Origin of the sequence: Prauserella muralis (genome assembly GCF_003202285.1) — a bacterium.
Classification (GTDB): domain Bacteria; phylum Actinomycetota; class Actinomycetes; order Mycobacteriales; family Pseudonocardiaceae; genus Prauserella_B; species Prauserella_B muralis.
This window is the reverse complement of sequence record NZ_MASW01000002.1, coordinates 1585327-1607427: the sequence shown is the minus strand read 5'-3', so window position 1 is coordinate 1607427 and position 22101 is coordinate 1585327. Positions and strand designations below refer to the sequence as shown.

Annotated in this window: 18 protein-coding genes; 12 read left to right on the top strand and 6 right to left on the bottom strand. The window is 71.9% G+C overall.

Going from position 1 to position 22101, the window contains the following annotated elements:
• Window positions 1-86: 86 nt before the first annotated feature.
• The 3 genes from BAY60_RS18770 to BAY60_RS18760 form a co-directional block, all read right to left on the bottom strand.
• Window positions 87-1568, bottom strand: coding sequence for a DUF1996 domain-containing protein (locus BAY60_RS18770; RefSeq protein WP_112282188.1), 1482 nt, complete (start codon window positions 1566-1568; stop codon window positions 87-89).
• A 209-nt stretch (window positions 1569-1777) separates the two neighbouring features.
• Window positions 1778-2629 (bottom strand): zf-HC2 domain-containing protein, encoded by an 852-nt coding sequence (locus BAY60_RS18765; RefSeq protein ID WP_112282187.1) that lies wholly within the window; start codon window positions 2627-2629, stop codon window positions 1778-1780.
• Between the two features lie 4 nt (window positions 2630-2633).
• Window positions 2634-3188: a sigma-70 family RNA polymerase sigma factor gene (locus BAY60_RS18760; RefSeq protein ID WP_425466473.1), complete on the bottom strand. Its 555-nt coding sequence runs from the start codon at window positions 3186-3188 to the stop codon at window positions 2634-2636.
• 246 nt (window positions 3189-3434) lie between these two features.
• On the opposite strand from BAY60_RS18760, the gene BAY60_RS37940 reads away from it, so the two are divergent.
• The 4 genes from BAY60_RS37940 to BAY60_RS18745 are packed head-to-tail and all read left to right on the top strand — an operon-like array spanning window position 3435 to window position 6705.
• Window positions 3435-4655 (top strand): DUF4142 domain-containing protein, encoded by a 1221-nt coding sequence (locus BAY60_RS37940; protein ID WP_245992610.1) that lies wholly within the window; start codon window positions 3435-3437, stop codon window positions 4653-4655.
• Window positions 4648-5253 (top strand): ferric reductase-like transmembrane domain-containing protein, encoded by a 606-nt coding sequence (locus BAY60_RS18750; RefSeq protein WP_170160447.1) that lies wholly within the window; start codon window positions 4648-4650, stop codon window positions 5251-5253. Before BAY60_RS37940 ends, BAY60_RS18750 begins: the two co-directional genes overlap by 8 nt.
• A complete protein-coding gene (locus BAY60_RS37175; RefSeq protein ID WP_245992608.1) occupies window positions 5250-5483 on the top strand; it encodes a ferredoxin in 234 nt (77 codons plus the stop codon). The genes BAY60_RS18750 and BAY60_RS37175 overlap by 4 nt, the downstream gene beginning before the upstream one ends.
• Window positions 5476-6705: an NAD(P)/FAD-dependent oxidoreductase gene (locus BAY60_RS18745; RefSeq protein WP_112282185.1), complete on the top strand. Its 1230-nt coding sequence runs from the start codon at window positions 5476-5478 to the stop codon at window positions 6703-6705. The genes BAY60_RS37175 and BAY60_RS18745 overlap by 8 nt, the downstream gene beginning before the upstream one ends.
• A gap of 120 nt (window positions 6706-6825) precedes the next feature.
• Here the strand turns inward: BAY60_RS18745 and BAY60_RS18735 are convergent, their stop codons facing one another.
• Window positions 6826-8295: a PucR family transcriptional regulator gene (locus tag BAY60_RS18735; protein ID WP_211330394.1), complete on the bottom strand. Its 1470-nt coding sequence runs from the start codon at window positions 8293-8295 to the stop codon at window positions 6826-6828.
• A gap of 98 nt (window positions 8296-8393) precedes the next feature.
• Between BAY60_RS18735 and BAY60_RS18730 the strand changes: the two genes are divergently transcribed.
• The 5 genes from BAY60_RS18730 to BAY60_RS18710 are packed head-to-tail and all read left to right on the top strand — an operon-like array spanning window position 8394 to window position 15414.
• Window positions 8394-9827, top strand: coding sequence for a sodium:solute symporter family protein (locus BAY60_RS18730; protein WP_112282183.1), 1434 nt, complete (start codon window positions 8394-8396; stop codon window positions 9825-9827).
• A gap of 17 nt (window positions 9828-9844) precedes the next feature.
• The gene (gene speB / locus BAY60_RS18725) at window positions 9845-10789 is read left to right on the top strand and encodes an agmatinase (protein WP_112282182.1); all 945 of its coding nucleotides are present in this window, start codon (window positions 9845-9847) and stop codon (window positions 10787-10789) included.
• Window positions 10786-12405, top strand: coding sequence for a thiamine pyrophosphate-binding protein (locus tag BAY60_RS18720; protein WP_112282181.1), 1620 nt, complete (start codon window positions 10786-10788; stop codon window positions 12403-12405). The genes speB and BAY60_RS18720 overlap by 4 nt, the downstream gene beginning before the upstream one ends.
• On the top strand, window positions 12405-13811 hold the full coding sequence (locus BAY60_RS18715; RefSeq protein WP_112282180.1) for an aminobutyraldehyde dehydrogenase: 1407 nt from the start codon (window positions 12405-12407) through the stop codon (window positions 13809-13811). Before BAY60_RS18720 ends, BAY60_RS18715 begins: the two co-directional genes overlap by 1 nt.
• Window positions 13812-13830: 19 nt before the next feature.
• On the top strand, window positions 13831-15414 hold the full coding sequence (locus BAY60_RS18710; RefSeq protein ID WP_112282179.1) for a purine-cytosine permease family protein: 1584 nt from the start codon (window positions 13831-13833) through the stop codon (window positions 15412-15414).
• Between the two features lie 6 nt (window positions 15415-15420).
• On the opposite strand, the gene dxs is transcribed toward BAY60_RS18710, so the two are convergent.
• Window positions 15421-17361: a 1-deoxy-D-xylulose-5-phosphate synthase gene (gene dxs / locus BAY60_RS18705; RefSeq protein ID WP_112282178.1), complete on the bottom strand. Its 1941-nt coding sequence runs from the start codon at window positions 17359-17361 to the stop codon at window positions 15421-15423.
• A 237-nt stretch (window positions 17362-17598) separates the two neighbouring features.
• Between dxs and BAY60_RS18700 the strand changes: the two genes are divergently transcribed.
• A complete protein-coding gene (locus BAY60_RS18700) occupies window positions 17599-19071 on the top strand; it encodes an aldehyde dehydrogenase family protein (RefSeq protein WP_112282177.1) in 1473 nt (490 codons plus the stop codon).
• Between the two features lie 17 nt (window positions 19072-19088).
• Complete coding sequence (locus tag BAY60_RS18695) at window positions 19089-20642, top strand: GMC family oxidoreductase (protein ID WP_112282176.1); 1554 nt, start codon at window positions 19089-19091, stop codon at window positions 20640-20642.
• A 115-nt stretch (window positions 20643-20757) separates the two neighbouring features.
• Here the strand turns inward: BAY60_RS18695 and BAY60_RS18690 are convergent, their stop codons facing one another.
• Window positions 20758-21477 (bottom strand): FadR/GntR family transcriptional regulator, encoded by a 720-nt coding sequence (locus BAY60_RS18690; protein WP_112282175.1) that lies wholly within the window; start codon window positions 21475-21477, stop codon window positions 20758-20760.
• Between the two features lie 94 nt (window positions 21478-21571).
• Between BAY60_RS18690 and BAY60_RS18685 the strand changes: the two genes are divergently transcribed.
• Complete coding sequence (locus BAY60_RS18685) at window positions 21572-22099, top strand: gluconokinase (protein WP_112282174.1); 528 nt, start codon at window positions 21572-21574, stop codon at window positions 22097-22099.
• Window positions 22100-22101: the final 2 nt, after the last annotated feature.

Genomic DNA, 22101 nt, shown 5'->3' with positions numbered 1-22101 from the left:
TCGCGGTGACCGGCACTGCGAACACGGCTGCCGGGAGCGTTCGGTTCAGCGCGGCGGGCACTGGTGTCAACCAGTCGCCGGGCGCGTCACTCGTTGCAGGTCTGCCCGTCGTTGATGCAGTTCACGACGCGGTTCATGAGGTCCTGGCCCATGACGTTGGCGAAGTCGTCATGGTCGGAGGCCGGGTTGTTGTCCTCCTCCGGGAACGAGTCTATTGTGTACTGTCCGGCTTCCTGCACCGCGCGGGGAATGTCGTAGGTCAGCGTGATCCGCAGCTGCGGCACCGCGGTGAAGCCGTCGGGACACTGCCCGGTCGCCTCGTCGGGGAAGACGATGTGGTCCCGGTGGTTCGGGCTGTCGACGTTCTGGCCGTCCCAGCAGCTCGGGAAGTCGTGCACGCGCATCACCTGGCTGCCTTCCGGGCACACGACGTAGGTGTCGACCAGCCGGTCCTCGAAACCGGAGCAGGTGAACGAAGGGCGGGCCAGCGCGTCGCCGTTCGCGGTGGGCTTGGCCTGGCCGGTCAGCACGCGCAGGAACTGGGGCATCGCCGTGACCGGTCCCGCGGCGTTGCCCCGGAAGGTCAACTCGACACTGGTCTCGCGCTGGATCTCGCCCTCGTTGCCCGGCAGTTCCAGGTTCGGTCCCTGCGGTTCGGGGAACTGCCCGTCCTGCGAGTCGTCGCCGTCGCCGTTCTCGTCGCCGTTGTCGATGCCGGAGTCCTCGTCGTCGCGCACGTCGCAGCCGTCCAGGCCGCCGAGGCCGCCGGGCCGCTCGGCGAACCGGTCGATGGCGGTGCGGATCCGGTCGAGGACGGCGCGGCGTTTGGCCTGCAACGGCCCGAGGATGGCGTTGCGGACGAAGTTCGGGCCGCCTTCACCGCGCGCGGTCTCCAGCCGCCGGTCCGCCTCGGCGATCTGCCGGTCGAGGGTGGCCAGTGCGCGATTGACCTCGGTCATGGCGCGAGCGGGCACGTTGGGCAGGCGCGTCACGACATCCGGGCATTCGACACCGGGTCGCGTGGCCGTCTGCCGCGCCTGGGCGCGCAGTGCCGCCGTGCGCCGGGATTCGGCACGCCAGTCGCGCGGCCCACCCCGGAAGCGGCCCGTGGCCTCGCCCGCCTCGCGGTCGATGCGCAGCACCGGCCAGTAGTAGGTCGACTTGTCACCGTTGGCGCACGTCGTGTCCGCCTCGAGCAGGCTTTCGTTGGTGGAGTCGGCGTTGGTGGAGAGGTTTCCGACGTAGGTGTGCACGTGCTGGGCGCCACCGTTGACGCCGGGCTGCGCGATGACGTTGTCGGCGTTGAAATGGCCCTCCTCGTTGGTGCCGCAGTCGACGGTGAACGTTCCGGTGGAGGCGTTCTCGCCCGCGGGCGGCTCCTGCACGTTCGGCTGCACGGTCGTGATGTCGACGTAGCGCGACGGATCGGCCTGGCCTGCGGCGGCCTTGCCGGTCTCGCCGGTCGTCGTGGTGACGACGAGCGCGCCGACCGCGATGGCGAAGCCGAGGGCGCCGGTGGCGATCTTCGTTCTCCGGGCAAGACGATGCCGCCCTTGATTTCGGGGCATGGGGTGTTTCACCTCGTTCGCGTTCTGGCCACGGCGGGCGGGGAGCACTCGTCGCGGCACAGTGACGGATTGGTGCGTGGAGATCGCGAACCGGACCGGTCGTCGGTCCCGGTTCGTCAGCCGGAAGGTCCGGCACCGGGGAGTACGGGGCGAGTTGCCGAGAAGGTTTAAACCGCGACCCTGTCGTTATCTTCTCGTTATAAAGTGCCTCAGGGTGACACCGAGGTCAACAGCGCGCCGTCGTCGGAGCGGATCTCGAAATGGTCGATCTCCTCCGGGCTCAGCGCGGTTCCGCCGCTCAGCCGCAACGGTTTCGGCGACGCGGGCACGCCGTAGCCCTTGGCGGGAACCGCCCAGCCGACGACGACCCAGGCCGTTCCCTCATTCGTCACGGCGAGTAGCTGGCATCGTAACGGTCCGGTGACGCCCTCCAGCTGCAGATCGACCCTGCTACCCCACTCCCTGCGCTTGACCGAGACCTTCGCGGCGACGGCGGCCGAGCCCTGGCTGAGCAGGTGGGGATCGCGGCGGTCCTCCGGCGGCCCGCCCGGCTCGACGTGCCCGCCCTTCACCGTCGGGCTCGGGGAGCTCGGCGCCGTGCTGGGTGGCGGCGCGGCACCTTCCGGGGGACCGGAGGACGACTCCGGCCCGGACGTGGCCGGTGGCGCCTGCGTGGTGGCTGCCGGTGGCGGCGCCACCCCGGCGTACGGAGTTCCCGGGGAGGCCGACGCGAGCACGGCCAGCGTGACCAGCGGCCCGGCGATGATCAGCAGCACCGCCGCGGCGGCGACCAGCTTCGCGGTGCGCCTTCCCTTGCGCCGCGCCTCGGCCGTGGCGTCCAGCAGCTGGTGCAGCACCGGTGCACGGGGCGCGGGCAGCGGCGGGTTGGGCCAGGTCTGACGCACGCGATCGAGCACGCCCGGCAGGTCCTGCAGTTCCAGCAGGTCGAGCTGGCAGTGCGGGCAGTCGAGCAGGTGCGCCTCGAACAGCGCGTTGTCGGCGTCGTCGAGCACGCCGAGCACGTAGGCGGCGACGTCGGTGTGAGTCGGGCCTCCGGACATCAGCTCACCCCCGCTCCTGCAGCGCGCGCCGCAGGGTGCGTACCGCGTGGTAGATCCGTGACTTGACCGTGCCGGGCGGGATGCCGAGTGTCGCCGCGACCTCGTTGACGGTACGGCCGCGCAGGTAGGTCTGCAGCACCGCCTCGCGCTGTTCCGGCGTGAGGCTGCGCAGCGCGTCGTAGACCACCAGCGCGGCCAGCGTCTTGTCCGACTCGTCCGGCACGCCGACGGAGTCGGCGTCGGCTTCCTCGACCTCCTGCGGCCTGGCCTGCCTGCTGCGCCACCCGTCGATGATGATGCGCCGCGCCACGGTGTAGAGCCAGGCACGCAGCATCTCGGGGTCGCGGTCGAGCTTGTCGGCGTTGCGCCAGGCCCGGATCAGGGTCTCCTGCACCACGTCCTCGGCCCATTGCCGGTCCCGGCCGGTCAGATTGAGGGCAAAGGCCATCAACGGCCGGCCGAACTCCTGGTACAGGGCTCGCGCCAGGTCATCCTGCCGGCCGCTCGTCTCGGCACCTCGCTCGATCACGGGTTGCAGAGTTCGACTGTGGCGTCCCACGGCGGACATCCTTGTGGCAAACGGGTTCGGCGTCCAGTACCCCGGCCGCAGACACTCGGTGAGATCTTTTTTTGAACCGCTCCCCACCAGGGACCGTATCCCCCGGCGTAGGCCCCGGAAGGCGTTGTCCCCCGCGACGCCTGAGTTCCATTATGGATGGAAACGTCCACAGTAGATACGTTGCGCCCTTGAACTGCTACTTCCATGGCGATGGCGCACGCCCCTGGCCCCCGACAGGAGGAAGTCATGGCGCGCCCGAAGCGCTCGGCCGGCACCGTGGCCGCGGGACTCGTCCTGCTCGCGCTGACCGCAGCCTGCGACGACAGCAATTCCTACGGCAGCTATTACTCCAGTGGCACCAATGACAGCGTCCGAATACACACGGTCGCGCAGGAGAGCACGGCCGAGGCCACGCTGCCGCTGCACGCCGCCGAGGCGTTCGACATCGGCCGGATGGTCGTCGACGACAACGGCTTCGCGCTTTACCGCTACGACCGCGACAGCGCCGACCCGCCACGGTCGAGATGCGAGAACGCGTGCGCGCGGACGTGGCGTCCGGTACCCGCCCGCGGCGAGCTGCGCGCCACCGGTATAGACCAGAGCCTGCTGGGCACGGTGACCCGCTCCGACGGCACCGACCAGCTGACACTCAACGGCCGGCCCCTCTACCGCTACACCGGCGACGAGATGCCGGGCGAGACCTCGGGCCACGGCGCGGACGGCGCCTGGTTCCCGGTGACGCCCGACGGCGGCAAGGTCCGCGACTCGGGCGCCATCGCCCGTGCCGAGAACCCCGGGACGCTCACCGACACCGACGTCGAACTGCTCGTCAAGGTGCGCCAGGCCGGGCTGTGGGAGATGCCGTCGGCCACCTGGGCCCGCGAACGCGGCGCCAGCGAGCGGGTCCGCGCGATCGGCCTGCCCATCCTCGTCGACCACGGCAGGCTCGACGCCGCGACCACCGACCTCGCCGCGCGCTTCGGCGTGCGGCTGCCGTCCGAGCCGACCGTGAAACAGCAGGACTGGCTGGGCGAGATGCGCTCGGCGGGCAGCGGGGAGGAGTTCGACCGCATCTTCGCCAACCGGCTGCGCCTGGCGCACGGCAAGGTGCTGACCTACATCGCCAACGTGCGGGCAGGCACACGCAACGAGACGATGCGCCAGTACGCCTCCACCGGAAACCAGGCCGTGCTCCGGCACATCACGCTGCTGGAGAGCACCGGCCTCGTCGACTTCGAGGCGCTGCCCGCCCCGGTGCTCGACGCCTCCGCCACCTCCGCCGGCGCCGCGCTCGACACCGAGGCCACCGACGTGTTCCTCGGCGTCGTGCTCGCCGTGTTCGTCTCCGGCGCCACGGTGCTGCTGCTCTGGCTCACGCGCCAGTCGCGGCGCCGGAAAGCCGCGGCGCCCGGCGGCGCCGACGACCTCACCGCCACAACTGAATCAGGAGAGAGGACGCATGCCTGACAGCTACGTGCAGGCCGTCATCCACCTCGCCCAGCCCGCCGCGGACCAGGGCCTGCGCTACGTGGCCGCCATCTCGGCGCGCCTGTCGTACGCGTTCCTGTGCCTGACCCTGTGCTGGGGGGTGCTGACGGCGACCGGATGGATCCAGCACATCTGCGGCCGCAAGGCGATGCGCAGCGGACACATCGCGCTGGCGACGCTGGCGCTGGCCTTTGGCGTCGTGCACGCCGTCGGATTCCTGTTCGTCACGGCGGGCACGTTCAGCGCCGCGCGCCTGCTGATCCCCCTGCTCCCGGGCACGATGGCCCGGCACACGATGGGCATCGTCGGGCTGGAACTGACCCTGGCCGTGGCGCTCACCGCGGGCATGCTCCGCTGGACGTCCTACCGGCGCTGGCTGTGGCTGCACCGCCTCGCCTACCCCGCGTTCGCGCTGCTGGTGCTGCACTCGCTCCTGGGGGCCATCGCCAACGGGCGGCTCGCGCTGCTGTGGCTGGGCGGCATCACGCTGCTGGTGCCCGCAGTGACGCTCGCGGTGCTGCGTTTCCTGCCCGTCCGGGTGCTGGAGCGCATCGGCCTCGTCGAGGAGCAGGTGTGAGCCGGCTGCGCAGGAAGTCCCGGACGCGCGCCCGCCTCAGCGTGGACAACGAGCGCTGCGAGCTGTTCGGCATCTGCGAGTGGGAGGCGCCCGCGTTGTTCGAGCTCGGCCGCGACGGCCGGCTCCGCTACCGGCGGCAACCCGCCGCCGGCGAACTGACCCAGGCCGCGGCGGCAGCCCGGTGCTGCCCGATGCAGGCGATCGAGCTACGAGGTGGAGACGATGAGTGACGGCGACCGGATCGTGATCGTGGGTGCGGGGGTTGCCGGCCTGCGTGCCGCCGAACGGCTGCGCGAGCTCGGCTTCGACGGGGAGCTGGTGATCATCGGCGACGAGGCCCGCAAGCCCTACCACCGGCCGTCGGTGTCCAAGCAGCTCGTCATGGGCACCGCGCGCCCTTCGGACATGACGCTGCACGCCTACACCGACCTGGACGCGCGCTGGCGGCTGGGCACGCGGGCGACGCACCTGGACACCGCCGAGCGCGTCGTGCACCTGCCCGGCGTTGAACAGCTGTGGTACGACGGGCTGGTCATCGCCACCGGCGTGGTGCCCCGGCACCTTCCGGGGGCGATGCGGCACGACCCGCGGGTGCGCGTGCTGCGCACGGTGGACGACGCGCTGGCGGTACGCCGCGCGCTCGCCGCGAGCACCAGGCCCGCGGTGGTGATCGGCACCGGGCTCATCGGCTGCGAGTTCGCCGCGAGCATGCGGCAGCTGGGCCGCGACGTCACGCTCGTCGGGCACGCCCGCGCGCCGCTGTATCGCTTCGGGCCCGCCATCGCCGACTCGGTGTCGCGGCTGCTGGCCGGCCACAGGGCCAAACTGGCGATGAAGTCGGAGATCCGGCACTGGATCAGCACCAAGGAGACGTTCGGCCTGCACCTGACCAACAACCAGCTCGTCGTCGCCAGCTGCGTCGTTCTCGCCATCGGCAGCGTGCCCGCGGTCGACTGGCTGCGCGGCTCGGGACTCGACATCTCCGACGGGGTGCTGTGCGAGCCGACGCTGTTCGCCGAGGGCGCCGACGACGTCGTGGTGGCCGGGGACACGGCACGCTGGCCGAACCTGCGCTTCGACGAGGTCCCCCGGCGGGTCGAGCACTGGCTCAACGCGGTGGAGTCGGCCAGGGCGGCGGCCGAGAGCCTGCTCGCGGGACGGGCCGCGGCGACGCCGTTCACCCCGCTGCCGCGCGCGTGGTCGAGCCTGTACGACGTACGCCTGCAGATGGCGGGCCTGCCCGCGCTGGCGGAGGACACCGTGCAGCTCGACCGCGACGTGACCGGGTTCGTCCGCGCCGGGGAGCTGGTCGGTGTCTGCACGTGGGACCGGCCGCACGCCATGATGCGCTGGACCGCGGAGCTGGAGCGCAGGCTTCCCGCGCCCGCGACCACCCCGGCTCCCGCGCACGCCGCCTCCACGGCCGGGATCACCCGGCTGGCCACGGTGTGAGCACCATGACCGGCGGCAGCGGCGAGGACGTCGAGCGGGCCGAGCGCGCGGCACGGGAGCTGATCGACGACGAGCTGGTGCCCGCGTACGGGCGGCTGTACCGGTGCCTCTACCTGGATCTCACGTTTCCGCCCAGCGAAGGGCGAACCACAGCTCCATCCGGGCATCCGGATCGGACAGATCGAGCTTGAGCGCGCGCTCGGCCTGGCCGATGCGGTGCCGGACGCTGTTGCGGTGCACGCCAAGAGCGGCCGCGGTGCGGTCCCAGCCGCCGTGGCAGGCGAGCCAGGTGCGCAGTGTGGTGACGAGGACGTCGTCGCCGCGCTCGCGCAGCGGGGCGAGCAGGCGCCGCGCGTGGCGGGCCGCCGCCTCCGGTGGCACCACCGACGAGAGGCCCTGCCCCGGCTCGGCCGTCACGGGACGGCCGAGCGCCCGTGCCCGCTCCAGCAGCGTGCGCAGCTCCGACTCGGCCTCGGCCAGCCGCCCGGCGGGCAGGGGGCTCGCGGTGACGACGAGCCAGCCCTGCGCGGCGAGCGCGGCGGTCGTGTCCGGATCCGGTGCCGCGGTGGCGATGGCGGTGAACCGCCCGCCCGTCACCCGCACGAGCGGCGTGCGCAGCAGGGAGTGCAGCCACTCGTAGCCCGGTTCCTCCTCGCCCGTGCCGTCGCGGCGCACGCCCGCGACGACGCGGTACTCGGCCGACGGCAGCAGCGCGCTGAGCGCGTCCGCCTGCGCGCTGCCGGTGAGCAGAGCGGTGGTCGCCGCGCCGAGCCGGGCGGTGTCGGTGCCCGCGTGCGCCGCGAGGCCCAGCAGCGCGGCGCCGACGGCCACGATGGCCCTGTCGGTGGAGCCGAACCGCTCGCCCCGGCCCACCACGAGCAAATGCGCCGCCGTGGCCTGCGGGTAGACCGGCTGCGCCACCACGAACGTCGGACCGGGCAGTTCGGTGGTCGCGCTGCGGATGCCGGTGCCCGCGCGCAGCCGGGCCAGGATGCCGCCGACCTCGGCGGGCAGCGGACGTGGCGCGCCGTCCTCGGCGGTGGGCTCGTCGTCGCGGCCGACCAGCGCCACCCAGCCGGAGAGCCTGCGCGCCAGACCGCGCACCACCTCCCGCACGCCTCCCGCGGCGGCGCGGGTGAGTGCCTCCCTCGCCTCGGCCACCCGGCGCTGCTCGCGCTGGCTCGCCTCGGCCAGCGCCACCGACACCGCCCGGCTGATCGCGAGGAACGGCGTGCGGGTGGGCACCACGAGCAGGGGAAGCTGGTGCCGGGCGCAGGCGTGCCGCAGCCGCACGGGCAACTCGTGGTGCATCGGCGGGGTGACCCCGAAGCCCAGTGCGGTGATGCCTGCCGCCGCGAGCCCACGCACGTACTCGTCCACTGCCGCGCGGCTGCCCGGCAGGTTCACGCCCGCCGTGAGCAGCAGCTCGTCGCCGAGCAGGTACGGCGCCGGGTCGCGCAGCTCGCTGACATGGGCCCAGCGCACCGGCTGGTCGAGCGCGCCTGGCCGCAGGGTCTCGGGCACGACCTCGAGGTGCAGCTCGGGATGGTCGGCGACCGTTCGTAACGGCACCGACACGTCGTTGTTCATATCGTCCACGATCTCTCTCCGTTTGGGACGGATTATCCCATTCAACACGGGTGGTGACCGAACTTACGGTTGCCGGAACCCGAATGAAGGAGGTTGCCGTGGCCGGTGACTACGCGGTGATCACGCTCTACATCGCCGGAATGATCGGGATCGGCTGGTACAGCCTGCGGCTGGCCAAGACCCGCAACGACTACCTGGTCGCCGGGCGGCGGCTGGGCGGATTCCTGTACGCGGGCACCATGTCGGCGGTGGTGCTGGGCGGCGCCTCGACGATCGGCGGCGTCGGGCTCGGCTACACCTACGGCATCTCGGGCGCCTGGCTCGTGCTCACCATCGGGCTCGGCATCCTGGCGCTGCACGCGGTGTTCGCGCGGCGACTGGTTCGGCTGCGCCTCTACACCGTCTCCGAGCTGCTCGACCTGCGCTACGGCGGCTCCACCAGCGCGATCTCCGGGGTGGTGATGTGGGGCTACACCCTGATGCTCACCGTGACCTCCACCCTGGCGTTCGCCACCATCTTCAGCGTCCTCTACGACCTGCCGACCTGGGCGTCCGTGGCGATCGGTGGCGCGATCGTCGTCTGCTACGCCGCACTCGGCGGCATGTGGTCGATCACGCTCACCGACCTGGCGCAGTTCGTGATCATGACGATCGGGTTCCTGCTGATCCTGCTGCCCGTGGCGCTGACCTCGGCCGACGGCTTCACCGGGCTGCGCGCCGAGCTGGACGCGAGCTTCTTCTCCTTCGGCAGCATCGGCGGCGGCACGATCTTCACCTACGTGCTGATCTACGGCTTCGGGCTGCTCATCGGCCAGGACATCTGGCAGCGGGTGTTCACCGCCCGCAGCCCGAAGGTGTCCACGTGGGGCGGCATCGGCTCGGCCGTCTACTGCGCCGTCTACGCCATCGCCGGTGCGCTCATCGGCACCGCGGCCAAGGCCCTGTATCCGAACCTCGGCAACGCCGACGACGCGTTCGCCACCATCGTGCGCGACCTGCTGCCCTCGGGTGTGCGCGGGCTGGTGCTCGCGGCGGCGCTCTCGGCGCTGATGTCCACGGCAAGCGGCGCGCTCATCGCCTGCTCGACGGTGAGCACCACCGACATCCTGCCCAAGCTGCTGCGCCGCGAGCTGGGCACGAGCGTGGCGACCAACCGGATCGCCACGGTGGTGCTGGGCGCGCTGGCGATCGGCATCTCGATGATCGTCACCGACGTCGTGGCCGCGCTGACCGTCGCCTACAACATCCTCGTCGGCGGGCTGCTGGTCGCGATCCTGGGCGCGCTGCTGTGGCGGCGCGGCACCCGCGCGGGTGCCCTGGCGTCGATGGTCACCGGCTCGGTCGTCGTGATCGTCTCGATGATCACGCAGGGCCTGCTGGCGAACGAACCCATCTACTACGGCCTCGGCGCGAGCCTGGTCGTCTACGTCGTGGTCAGCCTGGCCACGCCCCGCACGTCCGACGCCGTGCTGCGGACCTGGGACCAGCGGCTGGCGGCGGAACAGGAAGAGCCCGCGAGCGTCCGCTCGTAGGCGCGAGCAAGGAGCAGGTGTTGTACGTACCACCCACTGATTCGTCGGCGGTGCCGCGGTTCGCGGGTTTCGCCACGTTCGCCCGGCTGCCGAGGATCGACGAGGTCGCCCACGCCGACATCGCCGTCGTCGGCGTCCCGTTCGACGCCGGGGTCTCCTACCGGCCGGGCGCCCGGTTCGGCCCCGCCGCGGTGCGGGAGGCCAGCAGGTTGCTGCGGCCCTACCACCCCGGCCTTGACGTCTCGCCGTTCGCGTCGTGCCAGGTGGCCGACGCGGGCGACGTCGCGCTCAACCCGTTCAACATCGGCGAGGCGATCGAGACCCTGCAGCACGCGGCGGGCGAGTTCGCGGGCCGCGGCACGCGCATGGTCACGGTCGGCGGCGACCACACGATCGCGCTGCCGCTGCTGCGAGCCGCGGCGGCCCAGCACGGGCCGGTGGCGCTGCTGCACTTCGACGCCCACCTCGACACCTGGGACACCTATTTCGGCGAGCCGTACACGCACGGCACGCCGTTTCGCAGGGCGGTCGAGGAGGGCGTGCTCGACACGAGCGCGCTGTGCCACGTGGGCACGCGCGGACCGCTGTACGGCAAGCGCGACCTCGACGAGGACACCCGGCTGGGCTTCGGCATCGTCACCTCCGCCGACGTGATGTACCGGGGCGTGCGCGAGACCGTCGCCGCGCTGCGGGAGCGCATCGGCGAGCGCCCGCTGTACGTCTCGGTGGACATCGACGTGCTCGACCCGGCCCACGCGCCCGGCACCGGCACGCCGGAGGCGGGCGGCATGACCAGCCGCGAGCTGCTGGAGATCCTGCGCGGGCTGCGCGACTGTCACCTGATCGGCGCCGACGTCGTGGAGGTCGCGCCCGCCTACGACCACGCCGAGATCACCGCGATCGCCGCCTCGCACGTCGCCTACGACCTGGTGAGCCTGCTGGCGCTGCGGGGGGGTTCGTGAGCCGCATCGGGGGTGACCTCGTCGTCGAGACGCTGCGGGCGCTCGGCGCGGACACCGTGTTCGGCCTGCCGGGCCAGCACGCGCTCGGGCTGTTCGAGGCGCTGCGCCGGGCCCCCGACCTGCGGCTGATCGGTGCGCGGGTGGAGAACAACCTCGCCTTCGCCGCCGACGGTTTCGCCCGCACCCGCGGCACGGTGACGCCGATGGTCGTCTCCACCGGCCCGGGGGCGTTGCTCACGCTCGCGTCGCTGCAGGAGTCGCGCTCGGCGTCGGCGCCGGTGCTGGGCATCGGCAGCCAGGTGCCGGTGGCCGGGCTCGGCGGCGGCAGGCACGGCTACCTGCACGAGCTGCCCGACCAGCAGGCCAGCTTCCGCGACGTCGTCAAGTCGGTGCACGTGGTGCGCACGGCGAGCCAGATCCCGACGGTGCTGCGCGAGGCGTGGGAGTCCGCGGCGAGGGCGCCGCAGGGTCCGGTGTGGGTGGAGATCCCACAGGACGTGCTCCTGGGCCCTGCCGGGCTGCCGCCGATCACCTCCGTGCCTGCCTGCGTCCCCGCCCTGCCGCCGCTGCCGGAGGTCGCCGACGAGGCGGCGCGGCTGCTCGCCTCGGCGGAGAACCCGGTGATCCTCGCCGGGGGCGGCGTGGTGCGGGCCGGGGCGCAGGCCGAGCTGCGCGCCCTCGCCGAGGCGCTGCGGGCACCGGTGCTGACGACGTTCGGCGGCAAGGGCGCCTTCGGCTGGGACCATCCCCTTTCCGGGCAGTCCTGGCTGGAGGACCGGCACTCCACCGCGTTCCTGGAGGACGCCGACGTGCTGCTGGTCGCGGGCTCCGGGCTCGGCGAGCTGTCCAGCAACTACCACACGTTCGCGCCGCGCGGCCGGATCGTGCAGATCGACGCCGACGCGGGCACGCTCGGCGCGAACCATCCGGTGCTCGGCGTGCACGCCGACGCGCGGCTGGCGCTCGCCGAGCTCGTCGAACGGGTGCCCGCGCGGGAGCCGGACGGCCGCGCCGAGGCGGCGGTCGCCGGGCTGCTCGCCCGCGTGCGGGCGCGCCTCGACGCGCAGGACCTGGCGCTGGAGCGGCGGGTGCTCGCGGACGTGCGGGCCGCGCTGCCGGAGGGCACGCCGAGCTTCTGGGACATGACGATCCTCGGCTACTGGGCCTGGTCCGCCTGGAACGCCGACGGCGCGCCGATCCACACCGCGCAGGGCGCGGGCGGCCTCGGTTTCGGGCTGCCCGCCGCGCTCGGTGCCGCCGCGGCCACCGGTGGGCCGGTGCTGGCGGTGTCCGGTGACGGCGGCGCGATGTACGGCATCGCCGAGCTGGCCACCGCCGTGCAGCACGACCTCGACGTCACGTGGCTCGTCGTCGACGACGGCGGCTACGGCATCCTGCGCGAGTACCTGACCGGCGCCTTCGGCGCGACCACCGCCACCGAGCTGACCCGCCCCGACTTCGCCGCGCTGGCCGCCGCCTTCGGCGTCGCGGCCACCGTGTCCTCCGTGGACACACTGCGCGCCGACCTCGCCGGCGCGCTCGCCACGCCGGGGCCACACGTCGTCGTCCTTCCGGCACGACTGCGGATGTTCGAACCCACGCATGGGGAGGCCTGATGCTCACCAACGTCGTCGCGGGCCGCCACCGGCCCGCCTCCACGGGCAGCGCGCTCACGCTGGTCGACCCGAGCACCGGCACGACCTCCGGCCACACCGTCAACTCGCGACAGTCCGATGTGGATGAAGCGATGACCGCTGCGGCGTCGGCGTTCCCGCGCTGGCGGCGCAGCACCCCCGCCGAACGGCAGCGGGCGCTGCTGGCGCTCGCCGACGCGCTGGAGTCCGGTGCCGAGACGTTCGCCGACGCCGAGATCCGGGAGACCGGCAAGCCGCGCAGGGTGGTGCTGGACGAGGAGATTCCCGAGTGCGTGAGCGCGCTGCGGTTCTTCGCGGGCGCCGCCCGGCTGCTGGAGGGCACTGCCGCCACCGAGTACGCGCCGGGCCACACGTCGTTCGTCCGCCGCGAGCCGGTGGGCGTGTGCGCGCAGATCGCGCCGTGGAACTACCCGCTGATGATGGCGGTGTGGAAGATCGCCCCGGCACTGGCCGCGGGCAACACCGTCGTGCTCAAGCCCGCCGAGACCACGCCGAGCACCGCGGTGCTGCTGGCGGAGACGGCGGCGGAGCAGCTGCCGCCCGGCACGTTCAACGTGGTGCTCGGCGACCGCGACACCGGCAGGGCACTGGTGTCGCACCCGCTCACCGACCTGGTGTCCATCACCGGATCGACGCGCGCCGGGATCGACGTCGCCACCACGGCCGCCGCCGACCTCAAACGCACGCATCTGGAACTCGGCGGCAACGCGCCGCTGCTGGTGTTCGGCGACGTGGACGTCGCGGAGACGGCCGAGGGCATCTGCGCCGCCGCGTTCTACAACGCCGGCCAGGACTGCACGGCGGCCAGCCGCGTCCTTGCCCACGAGTCGGTGTACGACGAGCTGGTGGCGGCACTGACCAAGGCCGCGGCGGGCACGCGCACCGCGACCGCCGACGCGGACTTCGGCCCGCTCAACAGCGCCGCGCAGCTGTCGCGCGTGCAGGGCCTCATCGACCGGCTCGGCGACCATGCCGAGCTGCGCACGGGTGGCCGCCGGGCCGCCGACCACGGATTCTTCTTCTCCCCCACCGTGATCGCGAACCTGCGCCAGGACGACGAGATCGTGCAGGAGGAGATCTTCGGCCCCGTCATCACCGTGCAGCGCTTCGCAAGCGAGGCCGAGGCGGTGGCGCTGGCGAACGACGTGCGCTACGGGCTGGCCGCGTCGGTGTGGACGCGCGACCACGCCCGCGCGCTGCGCGTGTCGGCCGAGCTGGACTTCGGCTGCGTGTGGGTGAACACACACGGCCCGCTGGTGCTCGAGATGCCGCACGGCGGGTTCCGCCACTCCGGGCACGGCAAGGACCTGTCCGCCTACTCGTTCGCCGAGTACACCCGCGTCAAGCATGTGATGAGCAGGCTCTGACTCCCAGGGAGAGTCCACCATGGAAGAACGCACACCCCGGGTCACCGAGGTCGAGCACCACGGCATCAACCCGATCCCGCCCGCCGAGCAGACCTCCCGCCCCCGGGACCTGTTCCGGCTGGCCTTCGGTGGCGCCAACACCTTCGCCACGATCATCCTCGGCACATTGCCGATCGCGTTCGGGCTCGGGTTCTGGCAGGCGGCGTCCGCGACCGCGGCCGGGGTGCTGATCGGCGCCCTCGTGCTCGCGCCGATGGCGTTGTTCGGCCCGGTGACGCGCACGAACAACGCCGTGTCGTCCGGCGCGCACTTCGGAGTCGTGGGCCGCTGCGTCGGCTCGTTCCTGTCGCTGCTGACCGCGATCACGTTCTTCGCGATCTCGGTGTGGGTCAGCGGCGACGCGGTGACCGGCGCCGCCCGCCGCCTGCTCGGCATCGACGGCGGCCAGGTGCTGCGCGCGGTGTCCTACGGCGTGATCGCGCTCGCGGTGCTCGTGGTGTGCATCTACGGCTACCGGTTCATGCTCCTGGTCAACCGCGTCGCGGTGGTGCTGGGGACGGCGATCATGCTGCTGGGCATCGCGGCCTACGGCGGCCGGTTCGACCCGGACTTCGCAGGTACGGGCACCTACGCGCTCGGCGAGTTCTGGCCCACGTGGATCCTCGCCGCGCTGACGGCGATGGCGAACCCGATCTCGTTCGGCGCATTCCTCGGTGACTGGTCGCGCTACATCCCGGCCACGCACAGCAGGCGGTCTCTGCTGGCCGCGCCGCTGCTGGCGCAGATGGCGACGCTGCTGCCCTTCGGTTTCGGACTGACCACGGCCACGCTCGTCACCGACGCGGGCGACTACATCACCGGGCTGACCGCGATCTCGCCGCTGTGGTACGTGATCCCGCTGATCGTGGTGGCACTCATCGGCGGGCTGTCCACCGGCACGACGGCCCTGTACGGCACGGGGCTGGACTTCAGCTCGATCTTCACGCGGCTGAGCCGGGTGCAGGCCACGGTGCTGGTCGGGTCGCTGGCGGTGGTGTTCATCTTCGTCGGCAACTTCGCGCTGGACATGGTGAGCAGCATCAACGCGTTCGCGACGCTGATCGTGCTGTGCACGTCGCCGTGGATGGTGATCATGATGATCGGCTACTGGACGCGCAGGGGCTTCTACGACGTGGCCGACCTGCAGGTGTTCAACGAGGGCCGCAAGGGCGGGCGGTACTGGTTCAGCCGGGGCGTGAACTGGCGGGCCATGGGCGCCTGGGTGCCCGCCACCGGTGCCGGGCTGCTGACGGCCAACACGCCGATGATCGCGGGCCCGCTGCGCGACATCGCGGGCGGTGTGGACGTCAGCATGGTGTGCACCCTGGCGACGGCCGCGGTCCTCTACCCGCTGCTCATCACCCTGTTCCCGGAACCCCACGAGGTGTTCGGCCCCGAAGGCCCCCGTGCGGTCCGCACCAAGCTCCCCAATGCGGCATTCGCTCCACTGGATGGAGCGAATGCCGCATTCGCTCCGTTGAGTGGAACAAATGTGGCATTGGGGAGCTCTTCGGCGGCGGCGTCCGGCTCCGACGGGGTGCAGCCGGACGCCGGTCGGTCGTGAACGCCGTCAGTCCTGAGGCGTGTCGAGATCCAGGACGTCGCTCGCCTCGCCGGCACTCGCGGGCTCCGTCTGGGACTCCCCGAGACGGGTGGCGGCCCACTCGGTGACCTGGCGGGCCACGTCCTGGGCGGTGAGCCCCACGGCGGCGAGCACCTCGTCGCGGGTGCCGTGGGCATGGAAGCGCTGCGGAACGGCGAGGTCACGCAGCGGCACGTCGCAGTCGGCGTCGCGCAGCGCGGCTGCCAGCGCGGCGCCGAACCCGCCGTGCCTGCCGCTGTCCTCGACGGTGACGACGAGCCGGTGCCGCGCGGCCAGCTCGACCAGCTCCTCCGGCACCGGCACCACCCAGCGGGGATCCACCACGGTGACGCCGATGCCCTGGTCCGCGAGCCGCCCCGCGGCGGCCAGACCGAGCGTGCCGAACGCGCCCACCGACACGAGCAGCACGTCCTCGCTCGCGCATCGGCGCAGCACGTCGACGGTGCCGATGCGCTCGACGGCGGGCAGCGGCTCGCCCACACTGCCCTTGGAGAAACGCAGCGCCGTCGGCCCGTCCGAGACGGCGACAGCCTCGCGCAGCTCCTCCCGCAGCGTCTCGGCGTCCCGCGGCGCGGCCACGCGCATACCGGGCACCATGCCCAGCAGGGAGAGGTCCCACATGCCGTGGTGGCTGGGCCCGTCCGGGCCCGTGATGCCCGCGCGGTCCAGCACGAGCGTCACCGGCAGCCTGTGCAGAGCGATATCCATCAGCACCTGGTCGAACGCCCGGTTGAGGAACGTCGAGTACACGGCCACCACCGGGTGCAGCCCGCCCAGCGCCAGCCCGGCAGCCGAGGTCACGGCGTGCTGCTCGGCGATGCCGACGTCGTACCAGCGGTCGGGGTAGGCCTCGGCGAAGGTGTGCAGCCCGGTGGAGCGCAGCATCGCCGCCGTGATGGCCACGAGGTCCTGCCGCTCGCCGCCCAGCCGCGTCAGCTCGTCGCCGAAGACCGAGGTCCAGCTGGTGCCCTTCTTCGGCGGCAGTCCGGTGGCCGGGTCGATCGGGTCGGTCTGGTGCATCTGGTCGGCCTCGTGGTTGACCGCGGGCGGGTAACCGTGACCCTTCTCGGTGACCGCGTGCACGATCACCGGACCGCCGAAGGCCTTCGCGTTGTGCAGCGCCTTCTCCAGCGCCGCGAGGTCGTGCCCGTCGACGGGACCGAAGTACTTCAGCCCCAGGTCGGAGAACATCACCTGCGGGCTCAGCGCATCCTTGATGCCGGCCTTGGCGGCGTGCAGCGCGGTGTAGAGCGGCCTGCCCACCACCGGCGTGTTCTGCAGCAGCTCCCGCCCGCCGTCGAGGATGCGCTCGTAGCTGGGCCGCAGCCGCAGCGCCGCGAGATGCTCGGCCAGCCCGCCGATCGTCGGCGAGTACGACCGCCCGTTGTCGTTGACGACGATCACGACCGGCCGCTCCGGGTCGGCGGCGATGTTGTTGAGCGCCTCCCAGCACATGCCACCGGTGAGCGCGCCGTCACCGACGACGGCCACCGCGTGCCGCCCGCCGCCACCGAGCTGGAACGCCTTGGCCAGGCCGTCGGCGTAGGACAGGGCGGTGGAGGCGTGGCTGTTCTCGATGAGGTCGTGCTCGCTCTCCGCCTGCGCCGGGTAGCCGGCGATGCCACCCTGCTGCCGCAGACCGTCGAACCCACCGTGACGACCCGTCACGATCTTGTGGACATACGACTGGTGACCGACGTCGAACAGCAGGGCGTCCTTCGGCGAGTCGAACACCCGGTGCAGAGCGAGGGTCAGCTCGACGACACCGAGGTTGGGGCCGAGGTGACCACCGGTCTTGCACACTTTGTCGACGAGGAACTGCCTGATCTCCTCAGCCAGGACCCCCAGCTGATCATGGCTCATGCGCTTGAGGTCGGCCGGTTCACGCACGGACTCCAGCAGCGTCACTTTTCACCTCACCTGTCCGCCTCACCCATCGATCCAGGGCTGTCGCTCAAGTCTAGGAGAGAGCGGAAAGCGGCACCGCCCGCCGCGCGCCCGAATCTGCTACATACAGTATCCGGCGCCGTGGTCCAGACCACATCGGACGCGGACGGACGTGTCCGGGATTACGCTCCGGCTGCCGGGATTCCGCAGGTCCCGTAGGATTCGCGATCGGCAAGCACCAGGCCGATCGGGAGAGTCATGTCCGAACTATTCATCGGTGGCGAATGGGTCTCCGCGCGGCGCGGACAGACGAGGGAGATCCGCTGTCCCGCGGACGGTTCCCTGGTCGCGACCGTCGACGAGGGAACCCGCGAGGACACCGAAGCCGCCATCGCGGCAGCACGCACGGCGTTCGACTCCGGCCCGTGGCCGTCGGTCCCGGCCCGGCGGCGGGGCGACCTGCTCCTGCGTGTGGCCGACCTGCTGGACCGCGACCGGGACACCTTCGCCCGCGCGGAGTCGCTCGACACCGGCAAGCGCCTCGTCGAGAGCGAGTACGACATGGCCGACATCGCGGCCTGCTTCCGCTACTACGGCGAGTTCGCGGGCAAGGACGCGGGCCGGGTCGTCGACACGGGCGACCCGGACGTCATCAGCCGCATCGTGCACGAGCCGGTCGGCGTCTGCGGGCTCATCACCCCCTGGAACTACCCGCTGCTGCAGGTCGCCTGGAAGGTGGCACCCGCGCTCGCGGCGGGCAACACCTTCGTCCTCAAGCCCAGCGAGCTGACGCCGCACACCGCGATCCTGCTGATGCGGATCCTGAGCGAGGCCGGCCTGCCCGACGGCGTGGCCAACCTGGTGCTCGGCGCGGGCGCCGAGGCCGGGGCGCCGCTGTCGGAGCACCCGGACGTCGACATGGTCTCGTTCACCGGCGGGCTGGCCACCGGGCGGCGCATCGCCGCCGCGGCGGCCGGGACGGTGAAGAAGGTCGCACTCGAGCTCGGCGGCAAGAACCCGAACGTGGTGTTCGCCGACGCCGACTTCGACACGGCCGTCGACTACGCGCTGATGGCGATCTTCCTGCACTCCGGGCAGGTGTGCTCCGCGGGCTCGCGGCTGATCGTGCAGCAGGAGTGGCACGAGGAGTTCGTGGCCGAGGTCGTGCGCAGGGCCGAGCGCATCCGGCTCGGCGGGCCGTTCGACCCGGACGCGGAGACGGGGCCGCTGATCTCGGCCGCCCACCGTGACAAGGTGGAACGCCACGTCGAGGCCGCGCTCGCCGAGGGTGCCGTGCTGCGCACCGGCGGCCGCAGGCCGGACGACGAGCGGCTGGCCGGCGGCTTCTACTACCTGCCGACCGTGCTCGACGGCGTGCGCCAGGGCAGCACGGCGGTCCAGGAGGAGTCGTTCGGCCCGGTGCTCACGGTGGAGACCTTCACCGACGAGGACGACGCGGTGCGCATCGCCAACGACACCCACTACGGGCTCGCGGGCGCCGTGTTCACCTCGGACGTCTCGCGCGCGCAGCGGGTGGCCCAGCGGCTGCGGCACGGCACGATCTGGATCAACGACTTCCACCCCTACCTGCCGCAGGCCGAGTGGGGCGGCTTCAAGCAGTCCGGGTTCGGCCGCGAGCTCGGGCCGACCGGCCTCGCCGAGTACCAGGAGACCAAGCACATCTACCAGAACCTGCGGCCGGCGCCACAGCGCTGGTTCTCCGGCAAGTGAGCAAAGGAGCGAAGAGCGTGACCCGCGAGTTCGACTACGTCGTCGTCGGTGGCGGCACGGCCGGTTCGGTCGTGGCGGCACGGCTGTCGGAGGACCCCGACGTCTCCGTGTGCCTGCTGGAGGCCGGACCCTCCGATGTGGACGATCCAGCGGTGCTCGAGCTGAACAGGTGGATGGCGCTGCTGGAGTCCGGCTACGACTGGGACTACCTCGTGGAGCCGCAGGAGTCGGGCAACTCCTTCCTGCGGCACGCCAGGGCCAAGGTGCTCGGCGGGTGCTCCTCGCACAACTCGTGCATCGCCTTCTGGGCCCCGGCCGAGGACCTCGACGAGTGGGCCTCGCTGGGGCTGCCCGGCTGGTCGGCCGAGGACGTGTTCCCGCTGTACAAGCGGCTGGAGACCAACGACGGGCCCGGCGACCACCACGGCAGGTCGGGCCCGGTGACCATCCGCTCCGTGCCGCCGCGCGACCCGGCCGGCGTGGCGTTGCTGGAGGCGTGCGAGCAGGCGGGCATCCCGAGGGCCGAGTTCAACTCCGGCACCACCGTGACCCACGGCGCGAACTGGTTCCAGATCAACGCGCGTGAGGACGGCACCCGGTCGTCGGCCTCGGTGTCCTACCTGCATCCGATCATGGGCAAGCGGTCCAACCTGGAGGTTCGCACGGGAGTGCGCGCCAAGCGGCTCACGTTCGACGGGCTGCGCTGCACCGGCGTCGAGGTGCTCACCGAGGACCTGCTGCACAGCGAGCCGATCGTGGCGCGGCGCGAGGTGATCGTCAGCACGGGCGCCATCGACACACCGAAGCTGCTGATGCTGTCGGGCATCGGGCCCGCCGAGCACCTGACGGGCCTGGGCATCGACGTGCTCGTCGACTCCCCCGGCATCGGCGAGAACCTGCAGGACCACCCGGAGGGCCTGGTCCAGTGGGAGGCGCGCAAGCCGATGGTCGGCGACTCCACGCAGTGGTGGGAGATCGGCATCTTCACCACCACCGAGCCCGGGCTGGACCGGCCGGACCTGATGTTCCACTACGGCTCGGTGCCGTTCGACCTGAACACGCTGCGGCACGGCTACCCGACGACGGAGAACGGCTTCTGCCTGACGCCGAACGTCACCCGCGCCCGCTCCACCGGCACGGTCCGGCTGCGCACCAGGGACTTCCGCGACAAGCCGAAGGTGGACCCGCGCTACTTCACCGACCCGCACGACATGCGGGTGATGACGTACGGCGTCAAACTGGCGCGCAAGATCGTGTCGCAGCCGGCGATGGCGGAGTGGGCGGGCCCCGAGCTGGCGCCCGGCGTGGACGCGCGCAGCGACGACGAGATCGCCGACTACCTGCGCAAGACCCACAACACCGTCTACCACCCGTCGTGCACGGTGAAGATGGGCCCGGCGAGTGACCCGATGGCGCCGCTGGACGAGCGGCTGCGGGTGCGTGGCGTGCAGAACCTGCGGGTGGCCGACGGCTCGGCGATGCCGTTCCTCGTCGCCGTCAACCCCTGCATCACCACGATGGCGATCGGCGAGAAGTGCGCCGACCTGCTTGCCGAGGACGCCAAGCGCTGACCCTCACCGCCGTCCCAAGCTCCCCAATGCGGCATTGGTTACGTTGAGTGGAGCCAATGCGGCATTCGCTCCATCCAGTGGAGCGAATGCCGCATTGGGGAGCTCGGGGCGCGGGCTACTGGCGGTGCCAGAGGGGAAGCATGGCGTCGCGGACCTCGGCGAGCAGTTCCCGCATGGCGTGCTCGGCGTCGGCGCCGCGCCCAGCCGCCACGGCGTGCGCCACCTCCTCGTGCAGGTCCAGTGCCTCGGGCACCGGCTGATGCGGCATGAGACCCAGCTGCGTGCGGCCCCGCAGCACCACCGCCACGACGTCGGCCAGCGCACCGAACATCTCGTTGCCGCTGGCCCGCAGCAGCAGCGAGTGGAACGCGATGTCGAGCTCCATGAACTCGTCGAGCCTGCCCGCCTCCCCCAGCGTGCGCATGCGCGAGGCCACCTCCACCGCACGGGTGCGCTGCTCGCCGGAGGCGCTGCGCGCGGCCGCGCTGGCCGCCAGGGGCTCGACGGCGATGCGCAGCTCGGTGAGCGAGCGTAGCTGCGCGTCGCGCCCGGAACCGGACAGCCGCCACCAGATCACGCGCGGGTCGAAGACGTTCCAGGACGCGGCGGGCTGCACGGTGATGCCGACGCGCCGCCGCGAGCGCACGAGCCCCATCGACTCCAGGATGCGCATGGTCTCGCGAGCCACCGTGCGGGAGACGCCGAAGCGCTCCTGAATCCGGTCGAGCGTGAGGACGTGGCCAGGGGACAGCTCGCCGCAGGTGATCTCCAGCCCGATCGTGTCGAGCACCGTGCTGTGCAGCGCCTCGATGCCGCCCTCGTACCCAGCTCCCACGCCGAAAGCCTATCCGGGGAGGGGGCTTCCCCCGGCTCCGCCAATGGTGTTATCTTTCGCCGTCAAAGATAGTACCTTTCGACGAGGAGCGGTCATGACAACCACCTGCCTGGTGGTGATGGGGGTTTCGGGCGCGGGCAAGACCACGATCGCCCGGATGCTCGCCGACCGGCTCGGCTGGCGGATGGCCGAGGCGGACGAGTTCCACCCCCCGGCCAACATCGCCAAGATGACGGCCGGCACCCCCCTCACCGACGCCGACCGGGCACCGTGGTTGCGGGCCATCCGCGACTGGGTCAGCGAGCGGGACGCCGAGGGCGAGAACGTGGTCGTCACGTGCTCGGCCCTCAAGCGCGCGTACCGCGACCTGCTCCGCCAGGCCACGGCCCGCGTGCGGTTCGTCTACCTCCGCGGCACCACCGAGATCGTCGGCAGCAGGCTGGCGGACCGGTCGGGCCACTTCATGCCGCCCTCGCTGCTGGGCTCCCAGTTCGGCGACCTCGAACCCCTCGCTCCCGACGAGGACGGGGTCACCGTCGACATCGGAGACACCCCCGAGCACATCACCGACACGGCACTCGTCGCGCTCGGCCTGCGCAACGGGGCCTCCGCGGGCGCCTAGCA